This is a genomic window from Brevibacillus halotolerans, assembly GCF_026891775.1.
Taxonomy (GTDB): Bacteria; Bacillota; Bacilli; order Brevibacillales; family Brevibacillaceae; genus Brevibacillus_B; species Brevibacillus_B halotolerans.
Window position 1 is genome coordinate 83060 of sequence record NZ_JAPTNK010000019.1, and the last position, 11894, is coordinate 94953.

An 11894-nucleotide genomic window follows, 5' to 3' on the forward strand; every position below is an offset into this window, starting at 1 on the left:
AGTAGGGAAAGCGATGCGTATCACGCCTGCTTCCATGATGGAACAGTTACCCACCCAATTTTTTTCAACGATGGTAGCAAAGGTTAACAAGGTAATTAGTGAGGGTCATGACGTTATTAATCTGGGGCAGGGAAATCCTGATTTACCGACACCTCCCCATATTGTAGAAGAAATGGCAAAACAGGCGAAAGATCCTATGCATCATAAGTATCCGCCTTTTCAGGGACGGCTGGAATTAAAGCAAGCCGTAGCACATTGGTATAAGCAGGAATTTGATGTAGACCTTGATCCAGAAGAAGAGATAGCCATTTTATTTGGCAGTAAGACAGGGCTAGTAGAGATTTGTCAGGTATTGATGAATCCGGGAGATGTCGCCTTGGTTCCTGATCCTGGTTATCCAGATTATTGGTCTGGAGTAGCTGTGGTAGGCGGACGTATGGTTCCCATGCCTTTGACTGTAGATAATCAGTTTTTACCTGATTATGGCCAATTAGATGCGGTTGATTTAGAAAAAGCTAAACTGATGTTTTTAAACTATCCGAACAACCCGACAGCAGTCAACGCACCTTTCGAATTTTATGAGGAAACCATCAAGTTTGCTCGAAAGCATGAAATTGTGGTTTGTTCTGATTTTGCATATGGAGCCATTTCCTTTGATGGAAAAAAACCAGTTAGTTTCATGCAGGTTCCAGGTGCAAAAGAGGTAGGAGTTGAGTTCTACACCCTATCAAAAACCTATAACATGGCAGGCTGGCGTGTAGGCGCAATGGTAGGAAACAAAGAGCTGGTTAAGCTAATCAACACGTTGCAGGACCATTACTTTGTAAGCTTGTTCGGAGCTGTTCAAATGGCAGCGGCTAAAGCCATGACGGATTCTCAGGACTGCGTCCGAGAGCTGGTGGCTACCTATGAAAGCCGCCGAAACGCCCTGTATACAGCACTGCATGAAATTGGCTGGAAGGCGACACCATCACAGGGATCGTTCTTTGCTTGGCTTCCCATTCCAACTGGTTATTCATCTGCCCAATTGGCTGATGAGCTCTTATGTAAAGCTCATGTAATGGTTGCTCCTGGGATAGGCTTTGGAGCGCATGGTGAGGGATATGTACGGTTAGGGCTTTTGAACACAGAGGAACGCTTGCGGGAAGCAGTGAAACGAATTCAGAAGCTACAGCTGTTTACGAAATAAGCCCCAAAAAAAGATTATGTACAAACGTTTTCCTAAGTCAAAGCTCATCTGGCGGTTTTCCATACTGCTAGTGAGCTTTTTTATTTTGGATATTTCAAGCTAGATATGCATATATTTTTTACTTTTTGATAAAAATCATTTACATTATGTAAAAAATATATTACATTAAAGTCGAGAGGATGTGGTTTTTTGGAAAAGGAAGGAAAAATACGAAACGAATTATTTATGCTACGTGCAAAGAAACGCTGGTCGCAAAAGGAGGTAGCTGACAAATTAGGTGTTAGCAGACAAACGATTGTGTCTTTAGAGGCAAATCGCTACAATCCGTCTCTTATGCTAGCCTTTAAAATTGCTCATTTATTTGAGGTTGATATAAATGAAGTATTTCAATATGAAGTAGATAAGGGAGATGTGCCAGAATGTTAGAGTTTCTATTTATTTTCCTTGTGATTACCTATGTCATTTCGGTGTCATACACCGTTGCTTTCACGAGGTCAGAAGGGAAAGATGAACGTGGTCAACAAATTTTAGCTAATGGATATACATTAGGGTATTCCATTGCTGTGATTGGAATCCTTCTTTCCTTTTTGACAACCAAGCTATCATTTGTTTCCCTTGGATATAAAGTTGCTTTAGATTTTGCCTTAATGTCTATTTGGTTCTCTGGCATTATGGTTGCGGTCTATATTTTTTATAAAAATAAAACTGCTTAATCCAATAGAAGGAACAATTTTAGCTTGATAAGACTGCCTAATCGTAGCCGAGATGTAAATTCTGATCTGGCACAATTAGGCCCTTTTTGGATATTAGGAGGATCATAGATTTATGCTAGGAAATGTAGCGAATAGATGTTGGATCATTTTTACAGATTAAATCTGAGTTATCGAGGAAAACCTATTTAGTAGATAAAAACATTCGTTACAGTCTCAATATTGACTAATAATGATTTTCATTATACGATACAGATAAAATTGATAATGAGTCTCATTAGCAGATAGGATAAGAATAGGAGTGAATTTCCGATGACGAGATACCAAATTAACGGTTATACCGATATGTATACGGTTGTATCCAACGAGCGTAAAATAGGTGGTGCTGTCGAAGCTGATACCATCAAGCTTCGCTCTGGTGAAGAGTATAAGCATGCGGTGATTACTCGTCTAGAAATGTCCGATTCTCAATTCTGTTCGCTTGGATTTGTTACAGAAGAGGGAAAACGTTTAATCGTTCACATTCAGGATATCAGCATGGTCGTAGATGCACGTCATGTCAATGTTTGTGATTTAGAAAATCAACATATGCGTGAGCAAAAAGTGAACGAGCGACTTAAACATTTAAAACGTCTATGTGAATTAAACGAGGGAAGCTGTACGTTGCCTTTCCGTGAAGAGGTAGATATCTTAGTCTGCGATATTGGCTATGAAATTGCGACTAGCCACGTAGATATGCCTTTCTTACATACAACTGATCCTCAAAAGGTTGTTCGGATTGCTTAATTATTTTCCAAATGGAAAGGATTCTACCCTTAGGTTCATCCCTAAGGTTTTTTTACCCTTAATAAAAACTGAATATTCAGTCCTAAAAATACGTTAACGATGAAGAAATGAAAAGAGAGACAGCCTTTTACTTACAAACGGCTATCTCTCTTTCTTGTATATCTCTTTTATTCCTCTGTCATTTCTAATGTGCAAATCGCACTTGGACGTTTAATGCGGAGAACAGCGCACTCATAAACACGCATTAGGCTGTTCATTTGTTCGTCACCTAGGAAAGCAGAATCAAAATCCTCAGCAATAGCAAGGTCTAGGTTATGTCTTCCTGTAGCTACCAGAGCACCGCCTTTGATCACTGGAGATTGGAATACACCATCTGTAACCAAGTTGCGAATGTGATCAATCTCAAGGACATTGGTACCTTTGTGTACACGATGAAGTAATGAATACAGCTCTGGAGATACAACAAGGGCATAAGGACCGCTGTGCCCCATTTTTAATAGCTTATTACGAGCTTCTACGATATCAGCAAAAGCATTTCCTGATTCCATCCAGTCACTCTTAATATGGGTGAGGCGTCCTTTTACATTCATAATACCTGGTAGGTCAAACTCAGGATTACCATTAAAGATCAGATCATCCTCCATAAGAGCGCAGCTACTAGCGGCATTAGCAGCAGGGCTAAGGTCAATTGGCATACCCAATGTACGGGCTTGAGCCATATCACGCCAGTACAGCATGAAATCCTTGTATACGATCGGGATCGTTAAGCTAACACGTTTACTAGGTTGCGTTAGCTCTAGTGATTCACCGCGCAAGCTCATATTTCCAAAACGAGATTCATCATAAATATCATTGGTAATGGTTTGAATACCTTCTCCTAATGGACCATAAATGTCAATGAATCGACGGCCTACTAGTTGGCGGCGAGCCATGTCAACGATGGTTTCATCTAATTGACGCCATTCTTCCTTAGATAATGGGGAGTCTGGGAATTTTTGTGATTTATCCATAAAATCCTCCGATCTTAACTTTTTCTCTTATACATGACGATTGAGATGACGCAGACTTCCAACAGTAAGTCCTTTTTTCATAACAGATGTTTCTGCTGAGTGGCTGTGAGTGTCGGCATGTACGGTTGCTGGCTGCTTAGAGCTGCTTGAATCCTGCAATGCAGACGAAGCCTCAAAATGATTCACCTGATGGATATCATGGCCATGGTCATGATCATGCGTATCCATTTTTGCTGGAACGACATCGGAGAATTTCTCGCTCAACTTCACCATGATCTCTTTGGTTGCTAAATAATCCTGATGTGTGTTTTCACGCATGCTATCTAGCTTTAAACGACTAGGCTCGTCTGTAAACTCATACAGCGCTAATTCCAAGTGCTCACGGAAATTGTGCAGGCCAAATCGTTCTAAGTTTAGGTCTGAGAGCAAATGAGACAGTTCGCGATCACTTAGCTGGTCCAAATTTTTTTCCTGAATGATCTGAGACAAACGCGGAACGAGATCATGTAGACGCTCTTCCCGTTGTTCTTCTTCTTCAGAAATATGGTGATAGTAAAGCTTCATATGTTCATCCCTAGCGTGATCAATTAAAGGTTGAACCATGGTGCGGAAAACATTGATGCCTTCTAATGTGCGGGTAAAGATGGTGTGGAGCTGCTTAATTTCCTGCAACATAAACTCCCACCTCCTTTTTTAAGAATTAGTGATAGCCTGATTATAACCGTGGGAAAACCATCCAATCAAGGATGGAGCTGTAGCTAGTAAAAATAGTGTGAACAAACGAGAAAAAAATAGTACAGAGTATTGTCAAACTTAATTGGGAATGATAATATTTATCAATAAGAATGATATTTATTCTCAATTAACTTTTTCGCTTCAGAGACATATAACCAATAAACAGTGCGCGAACTGTTTTTGACCATCAGAGTCATATGCACACACTATCTAAAGGAGGATTTTTATTATGTCTATATTAATTATCGGTGGGGATAGGTTAGGTAACATCTTACAAATACTTGAAGAGGTTGGGTACAAAAAAATTCACCACATCACAGGTAGAAAAAGCTCAGAAACCAGTTTAAAAATTCCATCTGATGTTAAAATGATCTTGGTTCTAACCGATTTTGTTAATCATAACCTAGCTAAAAAGATCAAGTCTAAGGCCAAAGATAAGCAAGTACCTATTTGTTTTTGTAAACGTTCTTGCTCGGCTGTATCGCAAGTGCTTCAAATGCAAACTGTAAGTGCTTAGGTAGGAAAAATAACCACCCAATCTTTGACGATTACATACGTGCATACTTTCCTTCCTTTGGGGATATGATAAAAAATATCCTTAATAATGGGAGGTGGGTGAGAAGATGGAACCGATTAAACAACTTAGTGAGATGCCATTTGCAGAGTTAGACTCTGCGCAGCTACAACAATTAAAGCAAATCGAACAGGAAATCAACACTCAAACCGGTCAGGAAGTCTATCTGATTGCGTTTTCTAAAAAGCAGGAAGTGTAATTATGAACTTCTGTGTACTATGACAATGAATATTACTATGAGAAAATCATTTTTTATAGAGAATAAAAGCAAGATGGATGAACCGATTCCATTTTGCTTTTTTTATTTTTTGATGAAAGCGCTTTTTTGTAGGGATCATGCACCTTAAATGGCAAGATATCTGGGTGTGTATGGAGGAAATTTCCAACTAAGGATGGGAAAACACAGGGATTAGTAGGGGAATCGCGATGTGAGAAAAAGCGTAGCCAGTCTTTCGAGCATGTGTTTTTTGAAATGAAATGGTAAATAGGAAGAGCAGCTTTTATTTAAGGATAAAAATTTATTACAATGATCGGAAAGAAGTATACAATAGGTTCGCGGCAATGATAGTAACTATGATTTCAGGAGCCAAAGATCTCTCTACATTTATTCCATACGATGGAACAACAAATCAAGAAGCAAACTTATGTAAGACAATATCCCCGACTTGACAAGAAGAAGGTCAAGGAAAATTGATTTCGTGACATGTGATAAAGAAATCTTATGGAGACAGGAGGAGAGAAGATGGTTTATTGGCAATTATTTTTGGCATTCTTTCGGATTGGCATTTTTGGATATGGTGGTGGCCCAACCATGATACCACTAGTGCATGCCGAGTGCGTCAAGAAATATAAATGGGTTAGCGAGGAGGAGTTCGCCGATAACTATGCACTTGGCAATACCTTACCTGGGCCGATTGCCACCAAGATGGCTGCATATATTGGATACAAGGTAAAGGGATGGCTTGGTGCCATCATCGCTATCTCAGCCATGGTCTTTCCTGTTCTGTTTCTGATGATTGTTCTGATGCAGTTCGTAAATGTGCTGAAGACCTCCGAGACAGTACGTGGGATGATCGAAGCCATCCAACCAGTCATTGCGGTCATGATGGTGGTAATGACCTATGACTTTTTTAAAAAGTGCTGGAAGGATAGTAAAAATAGGCAAGAAAAACAAGGCTTTCTAACGATATTGTTCATTTCAGTAATTGCGTTAGTTCCTTTTCAAATTCATCCGGGTTTGTTCGTTGCTATAACCTTAGTGATCGCCTTTGCGTACTCCACCTGGCATACCAAGCGGCAAAAGAACCAGCAGCAAAACTAAGCAAAGGAGTCTAACGCTATGATTTATCTACAGATTTTTTGGGCGTTTTTTATTACCAATATTCTCGGCTACGGAGGAGGACCTCCGAGTATTCCGCTGATCCAAAATGAAGTCGTTACTCATTATATGTGGATGACAGTTGAGGAGTTCGGGGAAACGTTAGCATTAGCGAACGCCTTGCCAAGTCCAATTTCCACAAAGCTGGGTGGGTATATTGGCTATCAAGTGGCGGGGATTCCGGGAGCTATGGTTGGTTTATTTGCTACGGTTGCCCCAACTGCGATTGCTATGATTGGTTTATTAGGTGTATTTCATTTATTCCGCCAAGCGCCGCAAATCAAAGCGATGACACATTCGATTCGCCCAATCGTTACTGTTTTGCTGGGTACGCTGGCGGTGCAATTTATTCTTGGTTCCTGTGAGCAAATTGGTTTATGGCACACATTGATACTAGGTAGTGCATCCTATTTTCTGATGGAACAACGCAAGGTTCATCCAGCCTTCGTTATTATACTAGCGATGGGCTACGGAGGATTTTTTATTAAATAATCGAGGGAAAACACATCTTCTGTCTTGATCCTCGGCATGATAATAGCTTAGAGCCTGATAAACGTACCTACCATGCAATTATTTTTGTCTTACTTATAAAAGAAGAACGTACAGTATGTTCTTTGGGCTGATGGGCATTTTAGCCGCCTCAGGGTCATGTGCAATCCTCAGGTCGCCTTGAATGCCCTTAGAAGGAATGACTAAAGGGGATTGGAGGATTTTCTTCTTTTCAACATCTAGCTCTGCCCATAAAGGCTATGGGGCATCGGGTAATATGCTGTAGGTTCTAGGAGAAGCTAGGTGTGGTTAGATTATTGGACGTGATCACGAACCGATTGCTCTGTGGTTTGTTGATAATCATACACAGTAGAGTGAATTTCTAGATGATTTGCGATTTGAACTAGTAGCAAAAAAGGGGTTGCCAGCTCTTTGAGATGAGATGGCAACTCTTTTTCGTTTAGACGTTTATTGTTACGTGTGGTAGGAAAAAATGAAGTTATAAAAGTTGCTGAATCTTTTTCTTGATACTATCAATCCCAATGGCAAATCCGAGACATTGACTAGACTGGATGATGAATGCGTTTAAGCCAATTACTTCACCGTGTAAATTAATTAAGGGACCTCCGCTATTACCTGGGTTAATGGCAGCATCTGTTTGAAAAATTTCATCGTACAAGCGTTTTGATACCTGAATACGCCTATTTTTTGCACTGATAATTCCCGCTGTAACTGAATTCTCTAGGCCAAGGGGACTCCCGACACTAATGACCCATTCACCTACGCGTGCCTCACCTGAATTACCTAGAGTTAATGGGCTAAGACGTATGTCGGATTCAATTTTTACGATAGCGTAATCTCGTTGAGGATCACTAAAAACAAGCTTTGCTTCAAATACTTTTCCATTCCACATTTTCACAAAAATCGACTTAGCTTTTCCTATAACGTGCTCGCTGGTGAGAATATAGCCTTTGGGATGAAAAATGAAGCCGGAACCAAAGCTCTTTTCTGTCTGGCCTGCTTCGAGTGGTTCCATGTCCAAAAAGCTTTGCAAAATTTGATCGATGTCGGGAGGGGAGGTGTTGTCTTCGCAGATCAGGGAAACTACGCCGTGCTTTACCTGTTCCACTAACGGAACAAAGAAGTTGAATGGATGTAGATTACTCATCTGCTGATATTTTGTATTCGTATAGGACCAGCCTCTAGGTTTCACAACTTCATCTCCTTACTTCCCTGCAGATAGGTATACATCATCTTATGGAGGAAAGGATAAAGGTGGAACGCCCAATTATGGAGAGAGACCAGTACAATAGTCTCAAAAATAAATGTAAGTAATCAGATATCACAGAAAATTCCTGAAAATAGATACAAAAACTAGGAATATAGGATGCTTTTACTATATGAAAGAGAGGGAAATAAGCCTAAAGAAACTTGTGCTATAACGATTTAAAGCGTTACTCTCGTAGGAAGGGGGAGAAGGATTCATTTCTTGGTAGAATGTTGCTAATATGAAGTTAAACATTTTATAATATTGAAATAAAGAGAGAATAATGTAAGTAAATTAGTGGAATTTTGTACAAAGCCTACATCCGGAGGAAATGTTATGGACGTCAAATCAATCATTTTAGGCTTATTACATTATCGTGAAATGAGCGGCTACGATATAAAGCAGTTCTTTACGAGTAGCATCGGTTTCTTTTACGATGCGAGTTATGGTGCAATCTATCCAGCTCTTAAAAAGCTGGAGCAGGAAGGACATGTTACAAAAGAAGAGGTCCTACAGTCAGGAAAGCCAAACAAAATCATGTATGGTCTTACACAACAAGGACGTGATCAATTTCATCAGGAACTAAAGACGGAAATTGAAGGGCCGATCGTTCGCTCTGATATGTTAACCCGTTTATTCTTTTGTGATTTGCATACCGCAGAGGATCAGAAGCACTTTTTTGATGATTTGATTGCTTATCAGGAAAAGCGTCAAGAAATTATTCGAAACAGCTATCAAAAAAGCATGCAGGATTTAAATGAGTACCAAAAGATGTGCTGGGAGTATACCCTGCATCAGCTAGATGGGGCTATTCAATTCCTAAAGGGGAAGAAGCAAATGATGGACAAGGGGCAAAATGTTGCTCATATATCCTAAAGCTGAATATGGCTCTTTCTTCAATTGAAAACGGTCACACTAATAAAACCTCGGGGGTATTAGCCCTCGAGGTTTTATTAGTTTTGTTTTATTTAAGATTTTCAGGGTTGAGGCATTCTAGCTCTGGTAGGACAAAACGCCCATCTTTACGGATTAAAACATCATCGAAGTAGATTTCTCCACCACCCCATTCTGGACGTTGAATTAATACCATATCCCAGTGAATGGAAGATTTATTTCCGTTAAACGCTTCATCATATGCCTGTCCAGGCGTAAAGTGAATGCTTCCGTCAATTTTTTCATCGAACAGGATATCTTTCATTGGATTTTGGATATAAGGGTTCACACCGATAGCAAATTCTCCAATGTAACGTGCACCTTCATCCTCATCGAAGATTTTGTTAATACGTTCTGTATCGTTAGCAGTAGCCTCAATGATTTTTCCATCTTTAAATGTCAGCTTCACATTTTCAAAGGTAAAGCCTTGATACGGAGATGGAGTGTTATAGGAAAGGGTACCATTTACAGAGTCCTTCACAGGAGCAGTGAAAATTTCACCGTCTGGAATGTTACACTCTCCAGCGCATTTGATTGCTGGAATGTCTTTAATGGAGAAGGTTAGGTCTGTTCCTGGAGCAGTTAAGCGAACTTTATCCGTTCTATTCATCAGCTCTACCAGGTTGTCCATAGCCTTGGACATTTTGCTGTAATCTAAATTGCAAACATCAAAGTAAAAGTTTTCAAACGCTTCTGTGCTCATGCTAGCCAATTGAGCCATGGATTCGTTTGGATAACGCATAACGACCCATTTTGTTTCAGGGACACGGATATCTGTAACAGGTCTTTGTAATTGCCGCGAATACATACTCATTTTGTCGCTTGGAACATCAGAAAGCTCCGTGATGTTATTGCTTCCACGAATTCCGATGAAACAATCCATTTTTTTCATAAAGGCAACGTCAGCATCTCGCAGGACAGCCAGTTGTTCTTCGTTTGTGTTCATTAATAATTCACGTTGAATGGCAGGGTCTTGAAGCTGAACATATGGGTGAGCTCCAGCTTCGTATACTTTGCGAATGAGGGCTTTTACTAACTCAGGCTGATGACCGGTGGAATGAATAAGAACGTGCTCGCCCTTTTGAGCACGAATGGAATAATTGACCAAATTGTGTGCCAATTTTTCTAAACGTGGATCTTTCATATATGTATCTCCTCACTTTTATGACCTTGCTCATATTGTACACAAAAAAATTTGGAAAGCGAAGTACCTCGGTAAAAATATTTTTATTGATGTTTATTATTCTGAAAATGTGGAAAAGCTGAATGATAATAAAGACATTCACAAAAAGGCGGGGAATGGATATGATGAATCGAGATATCAAAGCGTTACAACCAAACGAGCACTTGTATATGACTATTTGTGTGGGTGAGGATTTCAAATCGATTGCTTGGAAAGCTCAATACGATATGGAATTTAATTCAGAGTGTCTCTTTTGCTTCTCAGAAAAAATTACCGGTTATCGGGTAGAGGATGAAATTGGACATTCGGGTAAAATTGCTATTTGTCCTACATGCGAGAAAGTAAACGCTATTTATCACTAATTGTTGGGGCAAGAATACTGGTATCTTTGGCATTTATCTACCAAAATCAATGGATGGATGCCAAAGTTTTCATCTAGTTACAGAAAGTATGACATGTAAAAGTGAAAGGAAACCCCTACAATGTGTAGAGGATGCGCTTTTTACATATGGAGAAAGCGTTTGGGCGTTTAGCGTTAAAAATGACTGCCATCATGTACCAATCGATCTTCAGCAGGATTATGATATCCTTCACTCGAACTGGGTGACACAGACATAAGATCAATACACAGACAGATAAAGCTGGACGGAAGGCAGTTTTGAGAGAGGAGAAGAAATACAAATGAAATATTGCAGCAAATGTGGCAAAGAAATGGACATCGCGCTGCGCAGTGTAATCTATCGCAGTCGGGTGAAAATTCGTAATGTGCCTATTCATGTCTGCAAAGATGAAGCATGTGCTTGTACATCGGTTGTCGATCTCGTCAAGGATGATCTTAAACAACTGATGACTAACTTAGGAGATCAACCAAAAGAGCAAGAGGTTGCTTTCGAAGCAATCAGTGAATTTGCGAATTTACTCGTCATCATCGCTGAACAGAGTGGGGATGAAGAATTAAAAGATAAGATTGATGAGAGAGTAAATGAACTACTTGATTTATACTTGCTGGCTAAATCGCTTAATGATCAGCAATGGATTAATGAAATCCAAAGAAAGCTGACTCAAATTAAGATAGAAGTGTAATGGAAATAGGAAAAAATTTGCCTTTCGCTCGCTTTCTCTTTATCATAATGTTCATCTAAGGTATTGAGAAAGGAGTGGGCTTATTTGGCATTTCAACAGTTGCAATCCCAAGAAGACCTGCAAGAATTCTTAAAGAAACCAGGCAAACTATTGCTGTTTAAGCATAGTACGGTTTGTCCGATCAGTACGTCTGCTCATGAGCATTTTCATGCGTATTTGCAAGCAAATAGCGATGTGGAGGCTGCCGAGGTTCTCGTTCGTGAAGCTCGCCCTGTCTCCAATGAGATCGCGGAGCAATTTCAGATTAAACACGAATCACCACAAATCTTCCTTATTGAGGACGGTGCAGTATCATGGCATACCTCTCATTGGAAGATTACGAAGGACGCTATTGAGCAAGCTATGAAATAAGCAGATAGGAGAAAGACCCCATGGGACTGACCCCATAACGTGAGACAAATCAAAACACCTTCAAGAGAATGCAACCATGTCGTAAGATATGGAAGTAACCTGGAGGTGTTTTTTCTTTGGCAACGAGAGTGAGTTACCCTATGGAA

The 11894-nt window shown here is 40.0% G+C and carries 16 protein-coding genes; 12 read left to right on the plus strand and 4 right to left on the minus strand.

Annotated features, from left to right (window positions below):
• Positions 1-13 precede the first annotated feature (13 nt).
• The 4 genes from O0550_RS19960 to O0550_RS19975 all read left to right on the plus strand — a co-directional run bounded on the left by O0550_RS19960 (position 14) and on the right by O0550_RS19975 (position 2685).
• Entirely contained in the window at positions 14-1189 is a 1176-nt protein-coding gene (locus O0550_RS19960; RefSeq protein WP_258427132.1) for a pyridoxal phosphate-dependent aminotransferase, read from the plus strand.
• A 189-nt stretch (positions 1190-1378) separates the two neighbouring features.
• Entirely contained in the window at positions 1379-1615 is a 237-nt protein-coding gene (locus tag O0550_RS19965) for a helix-turn-helix transcriptional regulator (protein WP_003334813.1), read from the plus strand.
• Positions 1609-1902 carry a hypothetical protein gene (locus O0550_RS19970; RefSeq protein WP_003334814.1) on the plus strand — a complete coding sequence of 98 codons (294 nt, stop codon included), beginning with the start codon at positions 1609-1611 and terminating at the stop codon, positions 1900-1902. Before O0550_RS19965 ends, O0550_RS19970 begins: the two co-directional genes overlap by 7 nt.
• Before the next feature lie 309 nt (positions 1903-2211).
• On the plus strand, positions 2212-2685 hold the full coding sequence (locus O0550_RS19975) for a hypothetical protein (RefSeq protein WP_035318662.1): 474 nt from the start codon (positions 2212-2214) through the stop codon (positions 2683-2685).
• A 167-nt stretch (positions 2686-2852) separates the two neighbouring features.
• Here O0550_RS19975 and O0550_RS19980 read toward each other — a convergent pair whose 3' ends face one another.
• Both O0550_RS19980 and O0550_RS19985 read right to left on the minus strand, forming a co-directional pair.
• A complete protein-coding gene (locus O0550_RS19980; RefSeq protein ID WP_003334816.1) occupies positions 2853-3695 on the minus strand; it encodes a family 1 encapsulin nanocompartment shell protein in 843 nt (280 codons plus the stop codon).
• 27 nt (positions 3696-3722) lie between these two features.
• The gene (locus O0550_RS19985) at positions 3723-4370 is read right to left on the minus strand and encodes an IMEF encapsulin system ferritin-like cargo protein (RefSeq protein WP_003334817.1); all 648 of its coding nucleotides are present in this window, start codon (positions 4368-4370) and stop codon (positions 3723-3725) included.
• A gap of 289 nt (positions 4371-4659) precedes the next feature.
• On the opposite strand from O0550_RS19985, the gene O0550_RS19990 reads away from it, so the two are divergent.
• From O0550_RS19990 to O0550_RS20005, 4 genes are all read left to right on the plus strand, one after another.
• Entirely contained in the window at positions 4660-4947 is a 288-nt protein-coding gene (locus O0550_RS19990; RefSeq protein ID WP_003334818.1) for a DUF2325 domain-containing protein, read from the plus strand.
• Positions 4948-5053: 106 nt separating this feature from the next.
• On the plus strand, positions 5054-5203 hold the full coding sequence (locus tag O0550_RS19995; RefSeq protein ID WP_003342496.1) for a hypothetical protein: 150 nt from the start codon (positions 5054-5056) through the stop codon (positions 5201-5203).
• A 543-nt stretch (positions 5204-5746) separates the two neighbouring features.
• Positions 5747-6325 carry a chromate transporter gene (locus O0550_RS20000; protein ID WP_258427133.1) on the plus strand — a complete coding sequence of 193 codons (579 nt, stop codon included), beginning with the start codon at positions 5747-5749 and terminating at the stop codon, positions 6323-6325.
• An 18-nt stretch (positions 6326-6343) separates the two neighbouring features.
• On the plus strand, positions 6344-6874 hold the full coding sequence (locus O0550_RS20005; protein WP_003342503.1) for a chromate transporter: 531 nt from the start codon (positions 6344-6346) through the stop codon (positions 6872-6874).
• Between the two features lie 496 nt (positions 6875-7370).
• On the opposite strand, the gene O0550_RS20010 is transcribed toward O0550_RS20005, so the two are convergent.
• Complete coding sequence (locus O0550_RS20010; RefSeq protein WP_003334825.1) at positions 7371-8084, minus strand: S1C family serine protease; 714 nt, start codon at positions 8082-8084, stop codon at positions 7371-7373.
• 390 nt (positions 8085-8474) lie between these two features.
• On the opposite strand from O0550_RS20010, the gene O0550_RS20015 reads away from it, so the two are divergent.
• Positions 8475-9014: a PadR family transcriptional regulator gene (locus tag O0550_RS20015; RefSeq protein ID WP_003334827.1), complete on the plus strand. Its 540-nt coding sequence runs from the start codon at positions 8475-8477 to the stop codon at positions 9012-9014.
• Between the two features lie 88 nt (positions 9015-9102).
• Here O0550_RS20015 and O0550_RS20020 read toward each other — a convergent pair whose 3' ends face one another.
• Positions 9103-10215 (minus strand): aminopeptidase, encoded by a 1113-nt coding sequence (locus tag O0550_RS20020; protein ID WP_096887608.1) that lies wholly within the window; start codon positions 10213-10215, stop codon positions 9103-9105.
• Between the two features lie 161 nt (positions 10216-10376).
• Here O0550_RS20020 and O0550_RS20025 point away from each other — a divergent pair, with 161 nt between their 5' ends.
• The 3 genes from O0550_RS20025 (at position 10377) to ytxJ (ending at position 11748) form a co-directional block, all read left to right on the plus strand.
• The gene (locus O0550_RS20025) at positions 10377-10616 is read left to right on the plus strand and encodes a hypothetical protein (RefSeq protein ID WP_003342505.1); all 240 of its coding nucleotides are present in this window, start codon (positions 10377-10379) and stop codon (positions 10614-10616) included.
• Between the two features lie 319 nt (positions 10617-10935).
• The gene (locus O0550_RS20030; protein WP_003334831.1) at positions 10936-11337 is read left to right on the plus strand and encodes a hypothetical protein; all 402 of its coding nucleotides are present in this window, start codon (positions 10936-10938) and stop codon (positions 11335-11337) included.
• 84 nt (positions 11338-11421) lie between these two features.
• Positions 11422-11748 (plus strand): bacillithiol system redox-active protein YtxJ, encoded by a 327-nt coding sequence (ytxJ, locus tag O0550_RS20035; RefSeq protein WP_003334832.1) that lies wholly within the window; start codon positions 11422-11424, stop codon positions 11746-11748.
• Positions 11749-11894 lie beyond the last annotated feature (146 nt).

Coding starts and splice junctions, on each gene's coding strand:
- O0550_RS19960 (WP_258427132.1), top strand. CDS start 14: ATGCGTATCACGCCTGCTTCCATGATGGAACAGTTACCCACCCAATTT.
- O0550_RS19970 (WP_003334814.1), top strand. CDS start 1,609: ATGTTAGAGTTTCTATTTATTTTCCTTGTGATTACCTATGTCATTTCG.
- O0550_RS19975 (WP_035318662.1), top strand. CDS start 2,212: ATGACGAGATACCAAATTAACGGTTATACCGATATGTATACGGTTGTA.
- O0550_RS19980 (WP_003334816.1), bottom strand. CDS start 3,695: ATGGATAAATCACAAAAATTCCCAGACTCCCCATTATCTAAGGAAGAA.
- O0550_RS19985 (WP_003334817.1), bottom strand. CDS start 4,370: ATGTTGCAGGAAATTAAGCAGCTCCACACCATCTTTACCCGCACATTA.
- O0550_RS19990 (WP_003334818.1), top strand. CDS start 4,660: ATGTCTATATTAATTATCGGTGGGGATAGGTTAGGTAACATCTTACAA.
- O0550_RS19995 (WP_003342496.1), top strand. CDS start 5,054: ATGGAACCGATTAAACAACTTAGTGAGATGCCATTTGCAGAGTTAGAC.
- O0550_RS20000 (WP_258427133.1), top strand. CDS start 5,747: ATGGTTTATTGGCAATTATTTTTGGCATTCTTTCGGATTGGCATTTTT.
- O0550_RS20005 (WP_003342503.1), top strand. CDS start 6,344: ATGATTTATCTACAGATTTTTTGGGCGTTTTTTATTACCAATATTCTC.
- O0550_RS20015 (WP_003334827.1), top strand. CDS start 8,475: ATGGACGTCAAATCAATCATTTTAGGCTTATTACATTATCGTGAAATG.
- O0550_RS20020 (WP_096887608.1), bottom strand. CDS start 10,215: ATGAAAGATCCACGTTTAGAAAAATTGGCACACAATTTGGTCAATTAT.
- O0550_RS20025 (WP_003342505.1), top strand. CDS start 10,377: ATGATGAATCGAGATATCAAAGCGTTACAACCAAACGAGCACTTGTAT.
- O0550_RS20030 (WP_003334831.1), top strand. CDS start 10,936: ATGAAATATTGCAGCAAATGTGGCAAAGAAATGGACATCGCGCTGCGC.